Below are 23,030 nucleotides of genomic sequence, written 5' to 3'. Positions count from 1 at the left end.
TATGGATGATATTGAATCTAGACTTAAAATATTGGAGGAGGCTGCATCTTTTAAGAGGGATTATGAGAGTCGTATTGAGCCTCTACCTGAGTTGAATCCAAGGAATCCATTAATTTACATTGCTATTGGTGGTGGTGAGCTTGGTGATTTAGCATTAACTGCTGCCAAGAGGATTTTAGGCGGCATCAATGGTGGTGTTAAGACTGTTGCTATTGATAGGTATAAAGGTTTTCCAGCTCAAGATGTGGCTGATGCATATGAAGTGGTGGATATGCTTAATGGAGATCTCTTAGAGAGGGCTATTCGGAAATATGTTGGTGATCCATCAAGTATTCGTCATGCAATTTTCTTGGAGATTGAAAGAGCTGATACATTGAGAATGTTTAGGCTGGGTGTTGAGGAGGGTTATAATATTGTTTCAACTCCATATGCTCCATTGGTTGGTATGGATAGGCTGAGTACTAAGTTGTTTTTCGATAAGATTGGTGTTCCAGGTGTTGAATGGAGATATGTTGATAGTGAGGATGAGTTGAAGCGTGTTGCTAAGGATATGGGGCTACCATTGATTATTAAGCCTATTATGACCTCAAGTGGTCATGGCACTACCATTGCTAAGACTTGGAGTGATGTTGAGAGGGCCTATGAATATGCAGTTAGGCATGCTAGGGGTAGGGGTGACAAAGTTATAGTTGAGAGGTATTTATCTGACCTTAAGGTTAGAGGTGTTGAGATTACACAGCTTGTTTTAAGGCATTTCGATGAGAATGGTAATATTGTTACAACTCTGCTTCCACCTGTTGAGCATTATAGGCCTGCTGCTACTTATCATGAGAGTTGGCTTCCATACACAATTCCTGAGGATGTTAAGAGGAGATGTCAAGAGTATGCTAGGAGTATTGCTGATTATTTGGGTGGACTTGGAATTTATGCTGTTGAGCAGTTTGTTTTGGATAGGAGGGTGTATAATAGTGAATTTGCCAATAGGCCTCATGACACTGGAATGGTTACTAGGTGGGCTTTAAGTAAGGATGAGGGAGCCCTACACTTATTGGCTTCAATGAGTCTTCCAATACTTAGGAGTGATGTTGATTTGCTGTGTGGGGATAAATATTTCGTTGCACATGTAATTTTAGCTCCAGAGCATGGTATCGGTGAGTCTGCGAAGGTTGTCAGTTGGAATGCCAGTGCTATTTATAACTTCATCAGGAAGAAAGGTTATGTTGGGGATGTGTGGTATTTTGGTAAGCCTGTGGCTTATCCTGGTAGGAGGATGGGATTAGCTGTTGCCTGTCATGAAGATTTGAGCACTGCCAGGAGGATTGCCGAGGAGATTGCCCATTTCGCTGAGAAGTGTATCTCATATGAATAGCATGGTGGTTTTATGGTTAAGTTTCTAGTGCGAGTTGAGGTTTGGCTTAAGAAGGGATTGGTTGATGCTGAGGGAGAGACAGTTAAGGAGGTTCTAAATGACCTTGGATATCCAGTAACTAATGTTCGTGTAGGTAAGGTTTATAGAATATTGGTTGATGCAAGGGATGAGATGGATGCCAATCGTATTGCTGATGAGATTTGCAGGAGGCTATTAGCTAATCCAGTTAAGGATGACTATGTCCTTAGGGTTGAGAGGTATGATTTATAGGAGGCTTCCATACTCCTTTGAAGTATATGAGGTTGATGTTTTAAATGCTTCTGATGAAGAGTTAGTTGAGATAAGTAGTGTAATGGGTTTGAATTTGAATTTAAATGAGATGAGAACTGTAAGAAAATACTTTGAGTCTATTGGTAGAAATCCAACTGATATTGAGCTTCAAACTATTGGTCAGCTTTGGTCTGAGCATTGTAGGCACAAGACTTTCAAGGCGATGATAGTTGATGGTGATGGAAATTTACTTGTAGATAACATGCTTAAGAGCTTCATTGAAAAGGCAACAAGAGAAGTTAATGTTCCATGGGTTATTTCATTCTTAAAGGATAATGCTGGTATAATTGATTTCACTGATGAATATGCAATTGCAGTTAAGGTTGAAACCCATAATCATCCATCTGCCATTGACCCCTTTGGCGGTGCTGCCACTGGAGTTGGTGGAGTTATACGTGATGTACTTGGTGTTTGGGCTAAGCCAATTGCACTTATAGATGTACTGTGTTTTGGTCCACTTAATTTTCCATATGATAAATTGTCTCTTGGAATTAAGCATCCTAAATATTTGTTTAGGGGTGTTGTGGCTGGAATTGGTCATTATGGTAATAATATGGGTATACCTGCTGTGGCTGGGGCTATATGCTTTGATGAGGGTTATGTGGGTAATGTAGTCGTGTATGCTGGTTGTATTGGTATATTGCCCAAATCTAAATATAGGTGGAGTGTTAAGCCTGGTGACTTAATAGTTGTTGTTGGAAATAAGACTGGTAGGGATGGTATTCATGGAGCAACATTTGCATCTGCTGATTTACGTGAAGATTCTGAGCTGACTTATAGATCTGCTGTTCAGATACCTGATCCAATTGAGGAGGAGAAGTTGAGGCGTGCAGTTTTACGGATTAGAGATGAGGATTTAGGTTCAGGTATAACTGATCTTGGGGGTGGAGGTTTAGCTGTTGCTGTTGCTGAAATGGCCCATAGACTTGGTGGTGGAGCTTTAATCTATCTTGACAAGTTACACTTAAGAGAGCTTGATATGGCTCCTTGGGAGATTTGGATTTCTGAATCTCAAGAGAGAATGTTGCTTGCTATACCTGAAGATAATATTAGAAGGGTTTTAGAGATTATTGAGGATGAGGAGCTTGAAGCTTCTGTTATAGGTAAGTTTGTTGAATTTAACTGCATTAAAATTTATTTTAAGGATTGTTTAATTGGTGATTTAAATGTAGATTTTCTTCTTTCTCCACCTAAGATTGTGAGGAGAGCTGTTTGGAGGGCCCGTAAATATGATGAGCCTATATTTCCTGAGCCCGAAGATTTTAATGAAGAGTTATTGAAGTTGCTTTCCTCTCTAAATATTGCCAGTAGGGAGAGTGTTATTAGAACTTATGATCATGAGGTTCAAGGTAATACTGCTCTGAAGCCTCTTCACGGTTTTTATGGTGGACCTAATGATGCAGCGGCAATTAAGCCCTTAAATGAGTCTTGGAAGGGTGTTGTTATATCTGTTGGTTTGAAGCCATGGTATAGTAAGATTGACCCATATTGGATGGCTGCTTCTAGTATTGATGAAGCCTTGAGAAATAATGTTGCTGTTGGAGGTAGACGTATAGCTATTCTAGATAATTTTACTTGGGGTAACCCTGAAAAGCCTGATAGGATGGGTGCATTATTTAGAGCTGCTAAGGCATGCTACGATTTCGCTAAGCTTTTTGGGGTTCCATTTATATCTGGTAAGGATAGCCTTTATAATGAATCTCCATTAGGGCCAGTTTTATCCACGCTTCTCATCACTGCGGTTGGAGTAATTCCAGATGTTAGGAGAGCTGTCTCTGTTGAGTTTAAATCTCCTGGAAATCCAATTTACCTTGTTGGACTGACTAGACGTGAGTTAGGGGCTTCAGAGTATTATCGTTTGAGGGGGCTTATTGGAAATTCTGTTCCTAAGGTTTATGTTGATGAATCTAAGAGGAATATGAAGTTGATTACCAAGTGTATTGATAGGGGTTATATTTTATCTTCGCATGATTTATCTGAGGGTGGTCTTGGAGTTACCGTTGCTGAAATGGCCTTATCAAGTAATTTTGGGGCTGAGATTTGGTTAAGCAAGGTTGTTTATGAAGGAGTTAATCGGGATGATTTTATACTTTTCTCTGAGAGTAATGGTCGCTTTCTAGTTGAGGTTAACGGTGATAATGTCAGTGAATTTGAGGTTTTAGCTTCATCTGTTGGTTGTAGATTTTCTAGAATTGGATTTGTCTCGAATGATGATAAACTTTTAATTTATGGCTTGAGGGGTGATTTGATAGTCGATTTGAGTTTGAATGAGCTTCGAAGGGCATGGAAGAGTGGTTTGAAATGAGGGTTAGGATTCTTGTACTGAGGGCTCCTGGAACTAATTGTGATGTGGAGACTGTGCGGGCATTAAGGGAGGCTGGAGCTGAAGCAGAGGTAGTTCATGTTAAAAGAGTTTTGGATGGTAAGATTGATTTATTTGATTATCATGGATTAGTTATTCCAGGCGGCTTCTCCTATGGTGATAGGGTGAGGGCTGGAGTTATTCTAGCCCAAAAGCTGAGGTCTCATTTATGGGATACCCTAAAGAGATTTGCGGAGAGTAGGCGTCCAATTCTTGGAATTTGTAATGGATTTCAAGTTCTAGTTGAGTTGAATCTTCTACCCGGATGGAATGATGAATATGAGCCTAAGGCAACTTTAGCTTCTAATACCTCAGCTAAATTTGAGTGTAGGTGGGTTTACTTAATTCATGACAATAGAGGGAAATGTATTTTTACTCGTGGACTTGATGTTGGGGCAATATTGTATATGCCTGTTGCCCATAGTGAGGGTCGCTTTCTTCTTCATTCTGAAGCATATTTGGATAAATTGATTTCTAATGATCAGATAGTTTTTAGATACGCTACCCCTAATGGTTCTCCTGCCAATGGCGGCTATCCATTCAATCCTAACGGATCATTATATGATATTGCTGGAATTTGTAATCCGACTGGCACTATTATGGGCTTGATGCCTCATCCTGAACGAGCAGTTTATTCTTGGCAGCTACCATTCTCTAGTTCTTCTAGTTTTGGTGATGGTTGGCTTATTTTTAAGTCTATGGTGGAATATATTTTTGATGAAATTCTTTAACTTTAATTTTCATAGTTAATTATTTTAGTTCCTCTCTTCCTTCTCTCTTCTCGATATTTAACTAATTTTTCCTTTAGGTTTGGATATTTTATTGCTAGAATCTCTACAGCTAGTATTGCCGCGTTTTCACTATTATCGATTCCAATACATGCAACTGGAATTCCTGGGGGCATCTGCACTATTGATAGGAGGGAATCCAGTCCTCCCAATTTAACACTTCTTGGTACTCCTATTACTGGTTTTAAGGTTTTGGATGCTATGAAGCCTGGTAATGCAGCTGATAAGCCTGCAACAGCTATGAAGACTTCTGCCTCTGTTTCAGCTATAAATTTCTCCAATTCATCAGGATTTCTGTGGGCTGATATTACTCTATACTCAACTTTAACGTCAAATTTCTTCAGTTTATTATAAATTTTATCTCCAATAACCCTGTCACTTTCACTTCCTACAATTAAGGCGGCAGTTGGCTTCAAGCTTCCACCTCAACGTGATTTAGTATAAGGGTTAAATAGATTTAAAGATGATACCTAACTTGATGTTCAATGAATAAGAGAAGTAGGTATTCAGAGTTAGGTGTCGATGTACATAAAAGTGGAATAAATTTCTTTAAGGAATATGTAGTTAATATTTTCCCACATGCCTTTACAAACATCTTCAAGGTTTCTAAGATTAATGATGGATTGGTTTTCCATGTTGATGGAGCTGGAAGTAAACCCATAGTCTCATATCTATATTATAGGGAGACTAATAATTGTGAATGGTTTAGGGGTTTAGCTCAAGATGTAATTGCAATGAATGTTGATGATATAGTAACTGTGGGTGCAAGGCCAATTGCCTTCGCAGACTATATTTCCATAAATCCCTTCAAAATTTCTCGAATAGATGTTCTTCGAGAATTGGGATTAGGGTTTAAGGAGGTGTTCGATCTTCTTTCTAGATTTAAATTATCAATATTATTTGCTGGAGGTGAAACAGCCGATTTACCCGATCAAGTTAGAACAATTGATGTAGTGGGTGTAATTTTTGGAAGTGTTGATCTGTCTAAAGTGGTTAGTGGAGATCGGATTGATGTTGGGGATGTAATTGTTGGTTTAAAGAGCAGTGGTAGGGCTAAGTATGAGAAATTTGAGAATAGTGGTATAATGTGTAATGGATTGACTCTAGCTAGACATGCACTTCTAAATAAGGAATATGCTCTTAAGTATCCTGAAATATGCGAGTCATCATCTAAGTTAAGGTATTATGGCCGCTTACGTATTGATGACTATGTGGATGATCTTGGAATGACTGTGGGGGAGGCTTTGCTTTCTCCAACGAGAATCTATGCGCCAATAATAATTGAGATTTTAGAGAGGTATGGTGAAAATGTAACTGGACTTGTTCATAATACTGGTGGTGGATTAACTAAAATACTTAGAATTGGTTCTAGTCTACGCTTCATTAAAGATAATTTGCCTCCTATCGATCCCATTTTTAAGCTTATTCAAGTGGAGGGTAAGGTTGATTGGAGCGAGATGTATGAGGTTTTTAATATGGGAATTGGCTTTGAAGTTATAGTTAAGAAGGAATGTGTAGATGAAGTTATGGGTATATCTGAGAAATATGGTGTTAATGCATATGTTATTGGTAGGGTTGAGAAGAGTTCTTCTAAATTTAATGAGCTTTTGATAAGGAGTGATATAGGTGTTTTTAAGTATACTGGACGGTAATTTAAGTTACTTTAATTTTATGAGTGATTTAATTTACATGTTTATTTAAAATTAATACATACTTGTAAGGCTAAATTTATATTATATCCACTAAGATTGCTATTGGGTTTACTAGTGTTGGGTTGATTTGGAGGCTAAAGTTTGATTGAGAGGGATGAGATCCAAGAAATAGTTAAGGGTTATAGTGACCCAAAGATGTTGATTATAGGTTCACATTCAGCATTGGATGCTTGGGGTGGAGCTAGAGATTATGGATTTAAATCCATAATTTATACTACCAAGGAGAGGGCAATAATATATTTGCAAAATGCAATTGCCGGTAATCCAGGTGAGTTTATTGAAGATTTACCCACCCTAGTGAAAAGGGATGTTTATGTGACAGATGATCCAGGAGATTTGAAAAATAAGGAGTGGCGTCATGCAATTTTAGTTTTAAATAAGTATAATGAAATTTTAAAGTATACTGATGAGCTTGTTGAGCTTGAGGCAATTCAGATTCCCAATAGGGCCTTTACAGTTTATGTTGGTGGCGATGATTATTGTACTAAGATTGAAAATGACTTTAAAGTTCCAATCTTCGGTTCTAGAAGGTTGCTGAAGATTGAGAATAGGGGTATTGAGAGGGATTACTATTGGTATCTTGAGAAAGCGGGAATTCCTTATCCTAAATCTATAGAGTTTAAGGTTACAAAGAATGGCATTAAATTTGAGGAGTATATTGACAAGCCATTGATCTTGAAGACTCATCATCCTGAGCGAATCTTTGAGAGGGCTTTCATATTTGCAGCTGACTCTCATGACTTGGAGGAGAAGGTTGAGAATGCCATTGAACTTGGTGAATTAACTTTAGATTGCTTGAGGAGTGCTAGAGTTGAAGAACTAATCTTGGGGCCTCATGCAAACTTTAACTTCTTCTTCTCCCCTATTAATGAATTGAAGAGTTGGGGTAGTGTAGAGGAATTTTACATGAAACTCTACAGTATATCTCTTGAGAAGGCAAGGATCTGTTTGGCTAATGAGTTTCTCTCTATTGATGAACGTAGAGAAACCATATTGGATGGATTGAAGCGTCTTCCAGTTGATGTTCAAATGAAGCTTTTGAAGAAGATACTTCCATCCTTTGAAGTTACATTGCATGCAATTCTCAGCATTAGAGAGTCACTGCTTAAGGATGTGTTGAGATGCGCAAATAGGTTGATATTGACTTTGAGGGATTATGAGCCTCCAGGTTTGATTGGTGGTTGGTGTCTCCAAACACTCATTACTTGGGGTAGACCTAGTGATTATGGTTTACCTGCTGATTTGACTTCTACAGCTCTAGTTAGTGGAATTGGATTTGGAATTTATGATTCTGGTAAAGAGGAGGCTCCAATGCATATTCCAGTCACACAGGATTTAGCTCTTAGACATGGTGGTGGAACTAATGTTCATATGGGTATTGGCAGTCAATATGCAAATGTAAGGTATGCTAGAAGACTTAGTCTTGGAGATAGAATTGCATTTGAGCTTAAAAGAGCAGTCAAAAATGAGATGTTACATTTACTTGTAACTTGAAATTCTAAGTTTCTAAATTATTTTTATATTTTCTTGTTCTGGTAAATAAAATATTTTTCTTCTTGATTATATTGATTTGAATGTTTGTTAATGGTGATATAATTTGGAGGATAGTAGGGATATTTCTATCTTGAGTTTGATGAAACTGTTGCTTTAGGACTTCTTTTAGGTAGAAATGATAGGAAGAATGAGCTTCTATACTGTTTGTCAATGATTATTACTGGTACTTTGACTGGAATAACTTGTATGTTGCTTGGATTGATAGAGTAACTTGATGTTTAATTGATATCTAATAATGAAGTATGCTTGATATATGTTAGCTTATCATGCTCATTTGTCTTTCAAATTCAGTCCATGTTTCAATTTGTATTGGGGGTTTAACTTGCTTTCTTATTATCTTCATGTCTTTTAATCCTGTTCCTGTTAATATACACACTATTTTTTCATCTCTGTCGATTTCATCATTTTCAATTAATTTTGATATTGCTGCTATGGATGCTGCAGAGGCTGGCTCAACAAATAATCCTTCCTTTTCTGCTAGTATTTTTTGTGCTTTGAGCATGTCTTCATCAGAAACTGCTATTGCTAATCCATTTTCTTCTTTAAGTATCTTTAGAACTCTTTTTCCACTTGCTAGGAGTGGATTTGGATTTGAAATTGAATGGGCAATGGTTTCTGGTTTAGGCCATGGTTTTAAATATGTTTTTTCTTTGAATGCTTTAATAATTGGTGCGCAACCTTCACTTTGGACACATATCATTCGTGGTAGTTTGTTTATTAAGCCTATTTCATAGAATTCTCTGAAGCCTTTCCAAATTGCGCTGAAATTTCCTCCGCTACTAGTTGGGACAACTACGATGTCAGGCGGTTCCCATCCCATTTGCTCGCATATCTCAAAGGCAATTGTTTTTTGTCCTTCAATTCTCATTGGACTGTCTGAATGAATTAAATATACTTTGAATTTTCTGCTCATTTTAAATGACATTTTATACAATTCAGGGTATGGCAGTTTTATGGTCATGGTCAATGGCTTGTTGAATAGAATTTGTAAAACTTTTTCTATTGGTGTTTCATGTGGAATTAAAATTATACATTTAAGTCCTGCTCTATTTGCATATGCTGATAGTGAGGCAGCCATATTACCTGTTGAGGCGCATCCAATAGTTTTCACCTTAATTTCAATGGCTTTTGAAACACCTACACTTGATCCTCTATCTTTAAAAGACCCTGTAGGATTTCTGCTTTCATCTTTGAGATATAATTTATTTAATCCTAAAGTTTTGGATAGTCTATTTGATTTGATTAATGGTGTTCCTCCTTCATGTAGTGAGATGATATGTGCTTTATATTGGATTGGTAGAATTTCAAAGTATCTCCATAAATTCCAGATTCTATTTTTAAAGCTTTCTTTTGAGACTTTCTCTCTTAAAAAATCATAATCATAAATTACTTGTAATGGCTCATTACAATCAAGACATCTGAAAGCTAGACTGTCTATGGGAAATTCTCTTCCACATTTTAGGCATTTTATTCTTTGTTTTTTAGCTTCCATTCTTATCACAGTTATTAAATAATTCTTATACAATTAATACCTTGAGGTCAAATTATGTGTGGAAAATTGATTAAGGTTTCCTTTAAGAATGTTGGAAGTATTCTCATTGAATTGAAGGAGGATTGGAATCCTAAAACTGTACGTGAAATTTTAAAGAATTTACCTAAAGAAAGTAGGGCTAATAGGTGGGGTGATGAAATCTATTTCTCTATTGGAGTCAAAGTTGAGGAGGAAAACAGTAAGGTGGATATGGAAGTTGGAGAGGTGGCATATTGGCCATCTGGAGAGGCATTATGCATCTTCTTTGGACCTACACCCGTTAGTACAACTGGTAAGCCTAAAGCATATAGTCCAGTTAATCCAATTGGCATTGTTAAAGAGGGAATGGAAATTCTACGTAAAATTAAGGGTGATGAAGAAGTTAGAGTAGAGTTAGTTGATTGAATAGAATTATTTCCGTTTTTCTAGTGGTGATCTTATGATTGAAAAGTATGGTTTTGAATTTATGGTTGTGAATGGAGTTAAGCATAATAGTGATTTGGTTATCCTACCTACAGGAGAGGTTAAAGAAAATTGGTGGAGAGGGAAGGGTCATAGTCTCTGTTTAGAAGATTTGAAAATTATTCTGAATTTAGATATTTTACCAGAGGTTCTAGCTATTGGATCGGGCTATATTGGGTTGATGAAGGTTCCGGAGGAAGTGATGGGGAAATTAAAGGATTTGGGAATTAGGGTTATCGTTGAGCGAACTGAAGTTGCTTGGAAAAATCTCTAATAATCTTGTTCGTGAAGGTAGGAGGGTTGCTGCTGTTTTTCATTTAACTTGCTAATTTAGCTTAGCTACATTGTGTAGGTGTATTAAGTTTTTGTTGGTGTAAACTTAATATTTGGGTTTTTATGATTTTATTTAAGTCTTGTTTTGAGGGGGTATTGTGAATCGCTTTATTTAATCGTAACGTTATAATTTTGTGTCTAGTTAATTTTCTTGTTTTACTTGGTTTTGGTGCTTTTAATCTTCTTAGGCCGTATCTTGTATTGGCTTTGAAGGGTATCTTGACTGAGCTTCCTGAGGAGGTTGCTAGTATTAGTGCTGGTGAGGCTGTTGTTGAGTTGGGTTTGATGATGTCTTTTTTCATGGCTACTAGAAGTATAATGTCTATTGTTGGTGGGTGGATTGGTGATGTTTTTGGTAGGAAGAAGCTTATTATTCTTGGCTTAGCTCTCTATGTTGCTGTTGGTTTACTTTATGGTGTTGTTTCCACTGTTGATCAGCTCATTCTTTTGAGAGCTTTTCAAGGTTTAGCTTCAGGACTGGTTTGGCCTGTTGCTGAAGCTCTTTTAGCTGATAGTGTTTCAAGTGAGTTTAGGGGGAGGGCTATTTCAATGTATGTTATGTTTAGTAATATTGCTAGGATTATTGGTCCAACTATTGGTGTATTGGCATATACTTTTGTCGTTCATTTTTTGCATTTTAAAGATCCATTAAATGCTTTTAGAGCTCCCGCCGTCTTAATTTCTATTTTTAGTTTTCCCGCTCTTATTGCCTCTCTCATAGTGAAAGGCGATGGTGGTAGTTGTATGAAACGTAAATTGAAACTTAATGAGTACTTTAGGGGTTTTGGCCAGTTAAATAGGGAGGCTAAGAGGAGTGTTATTATTATATTCATCAATGGTATTTCTAATGGTATTGCTATGGGTATTCTCATGTCTGTTGCCATGGTTTATGCCATAGAGTATATTGTCAAGGATCCAGCTCTAATTGGTGGTATGATGACTGTATCTGCCATTGCAGGTTTAGTTTCGGTTTATCCTGCTAGTTGGTTTAGTGATAAGATTGGTAGAAAGCTTATTGTTATTATTTCAATGATTATTTCTAGAACTTCAGTGATAATTTATCCTTTTGCTTGGGATGTAGCTTCATTAACGTTAATCTATGTATTGAGAACTTCTGCTTTTAGTATTTCGAGACCTGTTATGCAAGCTTTACAAGCAGACATTACTCCTAGGGAAGTTAGAGGTCGAGTTTTCGGTCTACAACAGGCTTTTTCAAATATTGGAATGTTTATTGGACCATTAATTGGAAGCTACTTATATTACACATTTAGAAATACTACTTTTCTTAATCTACCTGGACTTGTTATTCCATTTATTATAAGTGGATTAATCGGTTATTTAACATTAATTTTGTTTGCTTTATTCGTTTCTGAACCTAGTAATAAAACTACTTAAACTTGATTCTAAAATGTTAAGGGGGATCATTGTTGAGGTTAGTGGTTTTGTTATGAAATTATTGTCTCTGTGGAATAGATTAGTCGGATTTGAAGCCATAGATCTTGATGCTATTATTTTCATTAATGAAGGATTTTCAGTTTTCCTTAACATATTGTATAATGAATTAAAAACTGACTGTTCAAGACGATTCTTCAGAAATAGTTTTAAATTGAATTATTAATAATTTTATGATACTAATAATTTAGTTGGGTTGATTATTATGTGCGGTATACTAGGCTATATTGGCTCTACTTTCTTTAGTGTTGATACTTGCCTTGATATATTGAGAGCACTTGAGATTGAACAGTTGCCTATTGAGTCTAGTCCTGTTGGAGGTCATGGAGCGGGGCTAATGGCTTATGACGGTAGTAGAATTTTGCTTGAGAAAATTGGAGGTGATGATTATTCTCCTGTCGAGAAGTTGAGAAGTATTGTTTATAGTGGTTGGAGAATTAATTTTTCTAGGGTAATTTTAGGTCATGTACGGAGGGCTTCTAAGGTTTTTCTTGATAGTGTTCCATTTAAGGAATGTACTCAACCCTATGTGGTTAATTGTCTAGGTGAACATGCAATTGTATCGATCCATAATGGTTTTCTTAGAAATTATAAGGAGCTTAAGGCTAAATTTAAGTTGAATCATAAATTTGAATCGGAAACAAGGTTTTTCATTGACTCTGAAGTTTTCCCCCACTTATTGGAGGAGTTGATTCAGGAGTATGGTGATCATGAGGAGACTGCAAATATTCTTTGGGATATGATTGAAGGTAATAATACTGTTGCTCTTATGGTTTTTAGGGATGATAAGATTTCTCTATATTTTTTACATAAGGGTGCGACTAGGGGGTTGGCCTTGTGGATTGGCCGTAATAATGAGGTTCTTTTTGCTTCCAGGAGTTATCTTGTTAAAAGATTGGCTGGAAGTTTTTTAAGTGAGAATGGATTCAAATTGGTGGAGATTGTTAAGCCTCGTGTTGAAGGTGAAGTTATTAAGTATTTTATTTTTGATAAGAATTATCTGTTTAGCTCTTAACGCTTTATTTTACTCTTTTAATTTTTATTGTATGCTCTTCTTCTTCTATAAACCCGTAGGTTAATACTATAATTTCATTCTTCCTTAATATTTTATCTTGAATTAGTTTTCGATAGGTTTTCTCTACCCCTTCAACATAGCCTTTCGCTTCAACTTTTAATGGTATTGTTCCATAGATTATTGAGAGTTTTCTTAGCACCTTTAGATTGCTTGATGCTGCATAGAATGTGACTTTTGGTCTGAATCTTGATATTCTCAGTGCTGTTCTACCCATTTTTGTGTATACTGCTAGTTTTGCATTTAATGATTCTGCTAGGACTACTACGCTATATGCAAATTTTAGTTTAATGTCATCTTCAGCTATTTTTCTTGGAATTTCCCCTACATCTTCACTGTATGTTTCAATTATCTTTCTAAGCCACTCTACGCTTTCTACTGGGTATCTTCCAATTGCAGTTTCTCCTGTAAGCATTATTGCATCCACTCCTTCTCTTATGGTTAATGCTACGTCTGAGACTTCTGCTCTAGTTGGTGATGGATTTTCCATCATTGATGCAAGAACCTGTGTGGCTACTATTACTGGTTTACCATTTTCAATACTCATTTTTATTATCTTGCTTTGGAGTTTTGGCACTTCCTCTAATGGGAAGTGCATTCCTAAGTCTCCTCTGGCAATTAGAACTGCATCAGACTTTGAAATTATTTCATATAGATTTTTGATTCCACTTATAGTTTCAATTTTTACTATTATTCCAATTTCACTTGCATTTCTTTCTTCTAATATTTCCCTTAGCATTTTTACATCGTCTCCATTTCTAACATAGCTTAACGCTATGTAATCGAAATTATTTTCAATTGCGAAGTCTATTGCATTTAAATCTTCATTTGTTATGGTTGGTAGTGGTGTTTCTTTTCCTCTAATTACAACTGCCTTTCTAGATGTGATTATGCCTGGTGTTAATGCATTTAAAATTGCCTGGTTTTTAGCTGTTTTTTCAACTTTAAATGCTAAGTTTCCATCATCCATTAAGATTATATCGTTTTCGTCAATCATTTCGAAGAATTCTTTTACTGGTAATGGTATTCCTCCAGTGACTTTCTCTCCAAATTTAAAATTAACTTTGTCGTTTACCTTAACTTTGATTGGTTTTTCTAATATTCCTAGTCTTATTGATGGCCCTTTTAAGTCTCCAATTAAGGCCAAGTACTTTCTATTTTTACTGCATATCTTCTCAATGTTTTTAACCATTCCTCTCCATTCTTCAGTTTTCCCATGGCTGAAGTTTATTCTGAATCCTGAAGCGTTATGAGCTAGTTTGTTGATTACTTCTTTATTTGAGGATGCTGGGCCTAGGGTCGCTATAATCTTTACTTTACGCATGTTAATACACTTTCACATCTTATGCATTTAACTAATATATTGTTTGTGTCTATACACTGATTTAGAGGAAGTGGTGTTATGCCTTTTACTCTCTTTCATTTTGGTCTAGCATTGTTTTTCGGTTTAACTTTCTTGGGCCGCCTTAATTTCATGACTTTCATTATTGCAAATGTTATTGTTGACATTGAACCTTTACTTGTAATTATGCTTGACCTTAATTATCCATTGCATGGATTTTTCCATAGTTTTGTGGGAAGCTTTGTTCTCGGTTTTTCTTTTTCAGTTTTAATTTTTCTTATATATTCTCATCTTCACATGTTTAGGCGGCTTTTTTCCTTGATTATGGTTGTACTAGTTTTAAGGGCTTTATTTTTTCTGGTGTTCTGGGAGTTTTTCTTCATGTGATTCTTGATTCTCCCATGTATAGTGATATTAAACCTTTTTATCCATTTAATGTTAATCCATTTTATTATCCTTCATTAGCTTTAATTATCTATCTTCTATGTGTTGTTATGTTTTTATTGGTTTCATGTTGTATTTTGTTAGGAGGTTTTAGCTTCATACTTTTCTATCATTTCTATATTTTCTTTTTCGCTTGGGTCTGGATTTCTAATTTTAAGCCATTCTTCGAGGATTTCTTCTGCAAGTATTTTTGTTACTAGCCTTGCACTTATGGCTAGTACGTTTGCATCATTCCACATTCTCGAATATCTTGCTGTTCTTGGGTCAATGCATAGGGCTGCTCTTATTCCCTTGACCTTATTGGCGGCTATGGATACTCCCGTACCTGTATAGCATATTACTATTCCATAGTCAGCTTCTCCTCTTGCAACTAGTTCTCCTACTTCGAATCCAACTTTTGGCCATGGATAGTATTTTCCTTCTCTTAGTGCTCCAATTTTAATTACTTCAATATTCTTTTCTTTCAATTTTTCAACTATAAATCTTGCAATTTCATATAAGTCGTCTGAGCCAACTGCTATTCTCATTTTTCATCATTATTTTTATGTTATTTTTCAGATATGTCTTTTGTAGTTGGAGAATGGTATTATGCTTGGAGGATTTATACTTTCTAAAATTTTAGAGAGGTATGGTGTAAAGTATGTTTTTGGCGTTCCCGGCGGCCAGACGTTAGCTTTCTATTGGGGCATTTTAGAATCATCAAAAATATCTCACCTACTATTTAGGTGTGAAAGATGTGCAGGTTACGCTGCTATGGCCTATTCGATGATTAAATTTAAGCCTGGAGTTTGCGATGCTACTGTTGGTCCTGGCGCTACTCATCTTCTTCCAAGTGTAGCTGAAGCTTGGGGTGCTTCTATTCCACTTATAGCTATAACTTCAGATAATCCAACTTGGACTGTTAATAAATGGGCTTCACAAAGTTGTGATCAGATTTCAATGTTTAAACCTTTTGTTAAGGCTAGCTTTAATGTTCTTGAGGCTTCAAAAATTGTTCAATTTGTGAATGAAGCCTTTAAAATAGCTACTAGTGGTCGGCCTGGGCCAGTGCATTTGAATTTTCCTATGGATGTCTTAATGAAAGATATTGGTATTGATAAAGAAGAGTTCAATGTAGATATAAAATATTCTACTTATCCTTCAAGTAGACCCATTCCTACTCGTGAAAATTTATTGAAGGCTGCAAATTTAATTTTAAATTCAAGGAGCCCTGTTATTCTCGCGGGTGGTGGAGTTATTATTTCTCAAGCTTGGAATGAATTGCTTCAGTTATCTGAGTTATTATCAATTCCAGTTGTTACAACTATAACTGGTAAGGGTTCTATTTCTGAGGATCACCCTTTAAGTGTTGGTGTTGGTGGAGTAACATTAAAGGAATGTGCAAATAAGTTTCTTAGAGAAGCTGATGTGGCTATCATTGTTGGATGTAAAACTGGTCAGTATGCAACTTTAAATTGGACTCTCCCACCTAGGAATACAAAGATTATCCATATAGATATTGATCCAGAGGAGATTGGAAGGAATTTTCCAGTTGAAGTTGCTCTTATTGGTGATGCTAAGGCAACATTAAATGAGTTGATTAAAGTTATTTTAAGCTTAGTTTCTAAGCATCGCTTACTTTTATCTTCAAGGAGAAGGACTTTAATTAAATCTGCTGTTGAGGAATGGCGGAAATCAGTTGAATATTTGATGAATTCTAATGAGATTCCAATTAGTGTTCCAAGAATATTAAAGGAGTTGAGGTCTATTTTACCTAGGGATGCAATCTTTATTTGTGATGGAAGTATGGCATCATTTTATGGTGCAATATATTATGATGTTCTATCTCAGGGAAGACATTTTATTGCTCCTAGAGGATTAGCTGGCATTGGTGTTGGTTTTCCATTAACTCTTGGTGCAAAAATTGCTTCGCCAAACAAGATTGTAGTTGGAATGGGTGGGGATGGAGGTTTTGCCTATTCATTACATGAACTTGAGACTTCTCGTAGACTTGAAATTCCAGTTGTTTATATTGTGCTTAATAATAGTTGTTTTGGCTGGATTAAATTAGCTGAATTAAATTATTTTGGTAAAGCTATTTCAACCGACTTTACCGATTTGAATTATGCTGAAATTGCAGAGGCCTTTAATTGTGTTGGATTTAGAATCGAAAGACCAAGTGAATTGAGAGAATCCTTAATTGAAGCTATTAAAGCCTCGAATGATTCTAGATGTGCAGTGATAGTGGATGTCGTAACTTCATTGAAGCCTGCTTCTGAAATCCTCGTAAAAATACAATAATCATGGTAGTTAGATGATAGAATATTATTTCAATCATATTTCCGAGTAATAATGGGGAGTTGAGGTTCATGGTTAAAGCTGTTTTAATTGGTTTTGGGCGGGTAGGCTATGCTGTTGCCTTAGATTTCTATAATTCATCTTTAGAATTGACTGTTGTAGATACTAGTGATGAGAGATTAGAGTTTGCTCGTAATGTCATGGGTTTCAAAATTTTAAAGTTGGATGTAGTGAATTTAAGTAAATTGGATGAACTTGAGGGGTTTGATTTAGCTATTACTGCTCTTCCCGGCTCAATAGCTTATCCAGTTATTGGAAGGCTGATTAGTCTAGGAGTAGATGTAGTTGATGTCTCTTATTTTCCTGAGGATCCCTGGAATTTAAACGAGTTAGCTACTAGTAAAAAAGTGAAATTGATAGTTGATGCTGGTCTTGCACCTGGATTAAGCAATATAATTCTAGGTTATTTCCATGGTAGATATGGTGGTTTGAAGATTGGGAGAATTTATGTTGGAGGCTTATCTCTAGATCCAAATCTTCCACTTGGAATTATAGCCTCATGGTCTATGGAGGATTTAATAGATGAGTATATTCGTTCTGCAAGAATAATTCGGAATGGTAAGATCATCAAGGTAAATCCTCTTGACTATACTGGATATATTGAAATTCCTACTCTTGGATCCTTCGAATATTTTGTATCTGATGGTATTAGAACTATGCTTAAAAGTTTTGGAGGGGTTGATGAATTAATTGAGTATACTTTAAGATATAAAGGTCATTTAGAGTTAATGAATTTTCTCAAGTTTTTAGGGTTACTTTCAAATGAAGAGATTATTATTAATGGTTATAGAGTTAAGCTTTCAACTATCTTGGCTAGGCTTTTTGAGGAGAAATTAGTTAGAGATGCTCCTGATCGAGTTATTATGTATATTGAGGCTTTATCTAGGAGTAATGTGAGTAGGCGATTTTACCTTGACATTAAGTATGATGATAAGCTTGGACTTTCAGCAATGAGTAAAGTTACAGGGTTTACCCAGTCAATAATTGCTAAAATGGTGTTAGATGGGTTAATTGATCAGTATGGTTTAATACCGCCAGAATTTATTGGTATGAACTTGAAATTATATGATCATTTAATCTTAGAGTTAAAGAGAAGAGGTGTGGTGATTAATGAAGTTAGCTGATTTATGATATTCTTATCTGTTAGATGTATAGTATTAATTGTTAATTGTGGTGAAGTGTATGGTATTAACTCCACTCCATTACGTCCATGCTTATATTACTTATAAGATTTCAAGAAAGAAACTTAGTTTGCCAGGCCTGGTTATTGGCTTTATTGTTCCTGACATTGAGAATCCTATACTTTATTTTGTGGGTTTTCTTCCTCCCTTTAATCGGCTAATTCTACATAGTTTTATTGGTTCACTTTTATTTTCATGGTTTATTGGCTTTTTCTTACTTCCAGTTTACAAATATTTTCTTGAAAAATTGTTGGGTGCATCAATTACTTTTAAGTTTAGTATATTTAACTTTCTAATTTCTGCTTTAGTTTCAGCAGAGTTACATGTATTTGTTGATGCTTTTCATCATCCTTATAATCCGATTTTATGGCCATTTACATGTGAAAGTATAGATGTGTTAGTATTATTCGATAACTGGATTTTAGCTTCAGTATTCTTTCAGTTAATGTTTTTATTTTTCTTTTTGCTGATATTTTGGTTTGAGTTTGGGAGGGTTGGTTTCAATTTTAGGAATGCTGAGTCTTTAAAGAAGTTTTTAGTCTCTCTCCTATTAAATAGAGGTTTGGGGATAAGTTTAGATTGAAGGGTCCTCTATAAGTGTTTATGTAGAATGTGTTAATTAAAATCAGTTGAATTACGGTTATAGGTGGGGTGGGAGAAGCATGTCGACTCCTCTTACTTTGATTGATGTTCAACGTATGGTTGATGATTGGATTAAGAGTATTGGTGGTGGTTATTGGCCTCCTCTTTCAATGCTAGCCGCCTTAATGGAAGAGATTGGTGAGCTTTCAAGGGAGATTAATGCTAAGGAGGGCTTTAAACGGAAAAAGAAGTGTGAAGGTGAAATTGATATTGGAATGGAGTTGGCCGATATTATATTTGCAGTTGTTTGTATCGCCAATTATTATGGTATTAATCTTGATGAATGTTTTAGGAGGATCATAGAAAAATATACTGAGAGGGATTTTGAGAGGTGGAGGCGTTAATTTACCATACTTTAACTCCTATTGGTATGTTTTCAGGTAGGCTTATTAAGTAAACTTTTCCTGTTTTTTCGTCTTCGGCTACTATTAGCATTGCTTGGCTTTCTATTCCTGCGATTTTCTTTGGTTTTAAATTTGTGACGAATATCATTCTTTTGTTTTCTAGGTCTTTTGGTGAGTATTGGTCACCTATGCCTGCAATCACTGTTTTTACCTCTTCTTTGAAGTCTACCTCTAGTTTTATTAGCTTTCTTGTTCTGGGTATTCTTTCAGCTTTTTTTATTAATCCGACTTTTAGTTTGAATTTCCAGAATTCATTTACATCAAATAATTCTTCAGTTTCTCTCATATTATCACCAAATTTATTTTATTTTATATTTAGGGAACAGGGTTGTTTTATATGTTTAAGCTTATTTTCGTTTTTCAGTTCTCGTCTTTTGAGGGAAGTTTTATAAATTTGACTTTTACTATACTTAGTGAGATGGCTAGGCTTTCATTTTTTGAAAAATTTGTTTTTCTATTCTTGCTCGTTGGCTTTTCTTTTAGTTTTATATTTCATTTTCAAGTGTATGGACAGGAGAAGGTTTATGAGGTTTCATTGATAGATGTGACTATCGATGTGACTTCTAGTGGTAGGTTAATTGTTACTGAGCGGATTACAATTAATTATGTTTATGGAGTTTTTAGCTACTTTTATAGAGACATTCCGTTTAGAGGTTTAAGTAATATTTGTGTTGTTTCTGTGGATGCAATAAATGTTTCTCTTATTGACTATGATGTTGACTACTCTTGGAGTGGTGTGAGTATTAGGGCTTATTATGATAAGTTGCTTGCTCCTGCAACTGCAACTTTTATTTTGAAATATGAGGTTGAAGGTGCAATTTTTGTGGCCAGTCAGTCTCAGAATAAAATTGATTGGTTAGCTGTTGGTTTAGATTGGTCTGTTCCTATTAGGAAGGTTAGTGTTATGGTTAACTTGCCTGGAAATTTTGTTGATGACCCATTGCTTAGTGTTAGTCCAGACCCTGAGGCTATCATTTTTGAGAATGGTGTCACTAGTATTTATTTTCATGGTGATAATCTTCCTCCTCATGTTGGATTTAGGGTGATAGTAGTTTTCCCTAAGATTTATGAACCTCCAGTTGATTATCTCTATTTTCTTAGAGTTTACCCGCTTGAATCTTCATTGCTTATTGCTTTTGCTTCAACTTTGGCTATATTGGGATTGTGGTTTGTGAAGGGTAGGATGCCTAAAGTTGAGGTTAATGAAGGTTTACTGTCACTTGGAATAATGCCCTCAAATTTAACTCCTGCTGAAGCATCCTTCCTAGTGTCTAGAAGTTTTAGTGGAAGTCAAGTTATGGCAACTTTGATTGATCTTGCCAATAGGGGTTACTTAACAATAGAGTATGATGATTACATGATTCATTTTAAGCCCACTAAGAGGAGCATTGAAGGTTTAAGTGAAGATTCTAAGCTGAAATCCTTTGAGAAGAGACTTCTAAAGACTGCATTGAGTGCTGAGAATTCTTTGAATTTAAGAAGTAAGTGGATGGAAATTAGTGAAATTGGTAATTTAATTGAAGAGGAACTTGTTAAAAATGGTTACTTTAGGTCAAAGCCTAGAGAGTTTAGGAATAAATTTATTGGTTTGGGTATGGGTTTATTTGTTGCTGGTTTGATTGTTGTTTTTGTGTTGTTTGGAAATATTGGTTTAATGCCTATGGCCATCCCTTATATTAAAGCTGCTTTAAGTATAATTTTAGGTTTTTCTATTAGTGGTATATCCTTAGCATTAATTGGTTATTCTTTATTTACTAATTATACTTTAAAGGGAGCTAGAGAGTATAAGTTATGGAAAATCTATTTTGATAAATTATTTAAGTTGAATAGGAATATAATTGAAAAGTTACCACGTAAACTACAGTTTTTCGAGAGACATTTACCCTTTGTAATTTCTTTAAGACCCTATTTTCTATATGACTGGGGTATGATGTGGTATGGCTATATTCCCTATTGGCCTACTTGGTTTGTGACTAGTAGAACTATTTCTTCTCCTCGAGGTATTGATATTAGCTTGGATTTCGGCAGTTTTATAAGTGATCTGTCAAGTGCTGTTAATATAGCATTGAAAGGTTTTCCAACTAGAGTTGGTGCGTTTGGAGGTGGTTTTGTTTCTGCTGGTGGCGGTGGAGGGGTTGGAGGGGCTAGTGGAGGTGGAGGCGGGGGAGTTGGATGATTATTTAACAAATTTTTAGCTGTTATTTTGCTATTGCAAAGACTACCTTTAAATATCTTAAGTGCTTGTCTCTAGGTCTTGTTATGTGACATGGTGATGCTCCTCTTATTTTTCCAATAAATTTGATTTCTCTTTGATTCTCATTTGCAGCTCTAACAAGTATTTTTATAAATTCATCTTCACTTAAAAAGAAGCTACAGCTTGAGGCTACTAACAACCCATATGCCTTCAATTTACTTAGCACTTCCCTATAAAGGTTTAAGTATGCCTTTTTTCCTTCTCTAATTCTATTCCTTCTTGGAATTAATGCTGGAGGATCTGCGATAATGATGTCAAATTTTCTCTTACACTCTCTTAGATAGCCTTCAACTTTACTTTTTATCAGCTTTACTCTGTCTTCAATATTATTTAGTTTAATATTGTTTTTTGCTTCTTTTATTGCATATTCAGACTCATCTACTAGTGTTACATTTGCACCTTTTATTGCTGCATGTATTGCAAATCCTCCAGTGTATCCATATAAATCTAAAACTTCGTCATTTCTACCTACGTAATTTTCTAGTTCAATTCTATTTGGTCTTTGGTCTATAAAGAAGCCTGTTTTTTGACCTTCTTTTACATCAACATAAAAGCTTGCTCTTCCTTCTTTTATTATTGTTCTAGTTTTTTCTTTTCCTTTAATTACTTTTCTCCATATTTCTAGTCCCACTTCTCTTCTTGATCTTTGGTCATTTTTTATGTATATTGTTTTTATGTCTAATTCTTTGATTAATTGTTGGCTTATGTCTTTTAACATTTTGTCAAATCCTATGCTACTGCTTTGAATTACTATGATGTCTTCATATCTATCTATTATTAGTCCTGGTAATTGGTCTCCATCCGCGTTTACCACTCTATAGAAGCTTTCAATTTTTAGTCTTTTTTCTCTTAGTTTGTAGGCTTTCATTATTTTTTTGACTAAGTATTCTGTATCTAGTTCTTCTTCTCCTTTTGTTAATATTCTTACACCAATTGCACCGAGATCTTCATAGAATCCTTGTCCAATCAGTTCCCCATTGAAACTATATATTTTAACTATGCTTCCTCGTATTGGTTGGCCTTCGATTTTACTTATCCATTGGCTATAGATATTTAATTCTCCTTTCTCGGCTAGGCTGCTTCCTTTCTTTGTTAAGTATACTTTGTTTTTGCTCATGGATTTTACCATTTGATATTTGTCTATTTAGCTTTAATGAATATTCTTCTTTTTTCTACTTATCTCTACCCCAATTTTCTTTATCCTTCCAGTTATTTTTCTTGGGATTATTGCTATTACAGTCACTTTTCTTATACATTTCTTATAGAATTCTTCTTCCGGAAGCACTGCAAGTTCTTCTTCTATGTCCATTTTTATGTCATGATATCCCCTATATTTTTCAATTATTGCTTTTAGTGCTTCGATTTTTTCATTAGGGTCACTTATAACTTCTGCTTTTCCGAAAACTAGTACACTTTTAGCATATCCTGACTTTTTTGGTATTTTATCGACTTGAAGGCAAA

The 23,030-nt window shown here is 35.4% G+C and carries 22 protein-coding genes; 15 read left to right on the top strand and 7 right to left on the bottom strand.

All coding sequences use genetic code 11. The annotated features are described in order from the left end of the window. The first annotated feature begins 1 nt into the window (after nucleotide 1). From ACW8TM_RS02050 to purQ, 4 genes are read left to right on the top strand one after another with little or no spacing between them, the layout of a single operon-like run. Nucleotides 2-1,369: an ATP-grasp domain-containing protein gene (locus ACW8TM_RS02050; RefSeq protein WP_491531613.1), complete on the top strand. Its 1,368-nt coding sequence runs from the start codon at nucleotides 2-4 to the stop codon at nucleotides 1,367-1,369. Between the two features lie 12 nt (nucleotides 1,370-1,381). Beyond that, nucleotides 1,382-1,639, top strand: a complete 258-nt coding sequence (gene purS, locus ACW8TM_RS02045) for a phosphoribosylformylglycinamidine synthase subunit PurS (RefSeq protein ID WP_491531612.1) — start codon at nucleotides 1,382-1,384, stop codon at nucleotides 1,637-1,639. Then, nucleotides 1,608-4,004 (top strand): phosphoribosylformylglycinamidine synthase subunit PurL, encoded by a 2,397-nt coding sequence (gene purL, locus ACW8TM_RS02040; RefSeq protein WP_491531611.1) that lies wholly within the window; start codon nucleotides 1,608-1,610, stop codon nucleotides 4,002-4,004. Before purS ends, purL begins: the two co-directional genes overlap by 32 nt. Further along, nucleotides 4,001-4,792, top strand: coding sequence for a phosphoribosylformylglycinamidine synthase subunit PurQ (purQ, locus tag ACW8TM_RS02035; RefSeq protein ID WP_491531610.1), 792 nt, complete (start codon nucleotides 4,001-4,003; stop codon nucleotides 4,790-4,792). Before purL ends, purQ begins: the two co-directional genes overlap by 4 nt. A 2-nt stretch (nucleotides 4,793-4,794) precedes the next feature. Here purQ and purE read toward each other — a convergent pair whose 3' ends face one another. Continuing rightward, nucleotides 4,795-5,265, bottom strand: coding sequence for a 5-(carboxyamino)imidazole ribonucleotide mutase (gene purE, locus ACW8TM_RS02030; protein WP_491531609.1), 471 nt, complete (start codon nucleotides 5,263-5,265; stop codon nucleotides 4,795-4,797). A 69-nt stretch (nucleotides 5,266-5,334) separates the two neighbouring features. On the opposite strand from purE, the gene ACW8TM_RS02025 reads away from it, so the two are divergent. After that, complete coding sequence (locus ACW8TM_RS02025; RefSeq protein WP_491531608.1) at nucleotides 5,335-6,501, top strand: AIR synthase-related protein; 1,167 nt, start codon at nucleotides 5,335-5,337, stop codon at nucleotides 6,499-6,501. A gap of 141 nt (nucleotides 6,502-6,642) precedes the next feature. Next, the gene (locus ACW8TM_RS02020) at nucleotides 6,643-8,055 is read left to right on the top strand and encodes a DUF1297 domain-containing protein (protein ID WP_491531607.1); all 1,413 of its coding nucleotides are present in this window, start codon (nucleotides 6,643-6,645) and stop codon (nucleotides 8,053-8,055) included. A 316-nt stretch (nucleotides 8,056-8,371) separates the two neighbouring features. Here the strand turns inward: ACW8TM_RS02020 and ACW8TM_RS02015 are convergent, their stop codons facing one another. Continuing rightward, nucleotides 8,372-9,607, bottom strand: coding sequence for a threonine synthase (locus ACW8TM_RS02015; RefSeq protein ID WP_491531606.1), 1,236 nt, complete (start codon nucleotides 9,605-9,607; stop codon nucleotides 8,372-8,374). Nucleotides 9,608-9,661: 54 nt separating this feature from the next. Here ACW8TM_RS02015 and ACW8TM_RS02010 point away from each other — a divergent pair, with 54 nt between their 5' ends. The 4 genes from ACW8TM_RS02010 to ACW8TM_RS01995 all read left to right on the top strand — a co-directional run bounded on the left by ACW8TM_RS02010 (nucleotide 9,662) and on the right by ACW8TM_RS01995 (nucleotide 12,908). Next, nucleotides 9,662-10,051: a cyclophilin-like fold protein gene (locus tag ACW8TM_RS02010; RefSeq protein WP_491531605.1), complete on the top strand. Its 390-nt coding sequence runs from the start codon at nucleotides 9,662-9,664 to the stop codon at nucleotides 10,049-10,051. A 34-nt stretch (nucleotides 10,052-10,085) separates the two neighbouring features. Beyond that, complete coding sequence (locus tag ACW8TM_RS02005) at nucleotides 10,086-10,382, top strand: MTH938/NDUFAF3 family protein (RefSeq protein ID WP_491531604.1); 297 nt, start codon at nucleotides 10,086-10,088, stop codon at nucleotides 10,380-10,382. Nucleotides 10,383-10,573: 191 nt separating this feature from the next. Continuing rightward, a complete protein-coding gene (locus ACW8TM_RS02000; RefSeq protein ID WP_491531603.1) occupies nucleotides 10,574-11,836 on the top strand; it encodes an MFS transporter in 1,263 nt (420 codons plus the stop codon). 262 nt (nucleotides 11,837-12,098) lie between these two features. Further along, nucleotides 12,099-12,908: a class II glutamine amidotransferase gene (locus ACW8TM_RS01995; protein ID WP_491531602.1), complete on the top strand. Its 810-nt coding sequence runs from the start codon at nucleotides 12,099-12,101 to the stop codon at nucleotides 12,906-12,908. A 4-nt stretch (nucleotides 12,909-12,912) separates the two neighbouring features. On the opposite strand, the gene pyk is transcribed toward ACW8TM_RS01995, so the two are convergent. Both pyk and ACW8TM_RS01985 read right to left on the bottom strand, forming a co-directional pair. Continuing rightward, a complete protein-coding gene (pyk, locus tag ACW8TM_RS01990) occupies nucleotides 12,913-14,289 on the bottom strand; it encodes a pyruvate kinase (RefSeq protein ID WP_491531601.1) in 1,377 nt (458 codons plus the stop codon). 542 nt (nucleotides 14,290-14,831) lie between these two features. Next, nucleotides 14,832-15,278 (bottom strand): RpiB/LacA/LacB family sugar-phosphate isomerase, encoded by a 447-nt coding sequence (locus ACW8TM_RS01985; RefSeq protein WP_491531600.1) that lies wholly within the window; start codon nucleotides 15,276-15,278, stop codon nucleotides 14,832-14,834. Between the two features lie 61 nt (nucleotides 15,279-15,339). Here ACW8TM_RS01985 and ACW8TM_RS01980 point away from each other — a divergent pair, with 61 nt between their 5' ends. The 4 genes from ACW8TM_RS01980 to ACW8TM_RS01965 all read left to right on the top strand — a co-directional run bounded on the left by ACW8TM_RS01980 (nucleotide 15,340) and on the right by ACW8TM_RS01965 (nucleotide 19,255). Continuing rightward, the gene (locus ACW8TM_RS01980; RefSeq protein WP_491531599.1) at nucleotides 15,340-17,031 is read left to right on the top strand and encodes a thiamine pyrophosphate-binding protein; all 1,692 of its coding nucleotides are present in this window, start codon (nucleotides 15,340-15,342) and stop codon (nucleotides 17,029-17,031) included. 68 nt (nucleotides 17,032-17,099) lie between these two features. Further along, a complete protein-coding gene (locus ACW8TM_RS01975; RefSeq protein ID WP_491531598.1) occupies nucleotides 17,100-18,212 on the top strand; it encodes a saccharopine dehydrogenase family protein in 1,113 nt (370 codons plus the stop codon). Between the two features lie 58 nt (nucleotides 18,213-18,270). Next, nucleotides 18,271-18,852, top strand: coding sequence for a metal-dependent hydrolase (locus ACW8TM_RS01970; RefSeq protein WP_491531597.1), 582 nt, complete (start codon nucleotides 18,271-18,273; stop codon nucleotides 18,850-18,852). A gap of 79 nt (nucleotides 18,853-18,931) precedes the next feature. Continuing rightward, nucleotides 18,932-19,255, top strand: coding sequence for a nucleotide pyrophosphohydrolase (locus ACW8TM_RS01965; protein ID WP_491531596.1), 324 nt, complete (start codon nucleotides 18,932-18,934; stop codon nucleotides 19,253-19,255). Nucleotide 19,256: 1 nt separating this feature from the next. Here ACW8TM_RS01965 and ACW8TM_RS01960 read toward each other — a convergent pair whose 3' ends face one another. Then, nucleotides 19,257-19,601, bottom strand: a complete 345-nt coding sequence (locus ACW8TM_RS01960; protein WP_491531595.1) for a methionine--tRNA ligase subunit beta — start codon at nucleotides 19,599-19,601, stop codon at nucleotides 19,257-19,259. A gap of 258 nt (nucleotides 19,602-19,859) precedes the next feature. Here ACW8TM_RS01960 and ACW8TM_RS01955 point away from each other — a divergent pair, with 258 nt between their 5' ends. Then, on the top strand, nucleotides 19,860-21,491 hold the full coding sequence (locus tag ACW8TM_RS01955) for a DUF2207 family protein (RefSeq protein ID WP_491531645.1): 1,632 nt from the start codon (nucleotides 19,860-19,862) through the stop codon (nucleotides 21,489-21,491). A 22-nt stretch (nucleotides 21,492-21,513) separates the two neighbouring features. Here the strand turns inward: ACW8TM_RS01955 and ACW8TM_RS01950 are convergent, their stop codons facing one another. Continuing rightward, nucleotides 21,514-22,686: a class I SAM-dependent rRNA methyltransferase gene (locus tag ACW8TM_RS01950; RefSeq protein WP_491531594.1), complete on the bottom strand. Its 1,173-nt coding sequence runs from the start codon at nucleotides 22,684-22,686 to the stop codon at nucleotides 21,514-21,516. A 33-nt stretch (nucleotides 22,687-22,719) separates the two neighbouring features. Beyond that, nucleotides 22,720-23,030 (bottom strand): pyridoxamine 5'-phosphate oxidase family protein (locus tag ACW8TM_RS01945; RefSeq protein ID WP_491531593.1); only part of this gene is annotated, 311 nt, incomplete at its 5' end.

It is taken from the genome of Candidatus Culexmicrobium sp. (genome assembly GCF_058356305.1).
The sequence above is the reverse complement of the archived record's forward strand: the minus strand, read 5'-3'. Positions and strand labels throughout refer to the sequence as shown.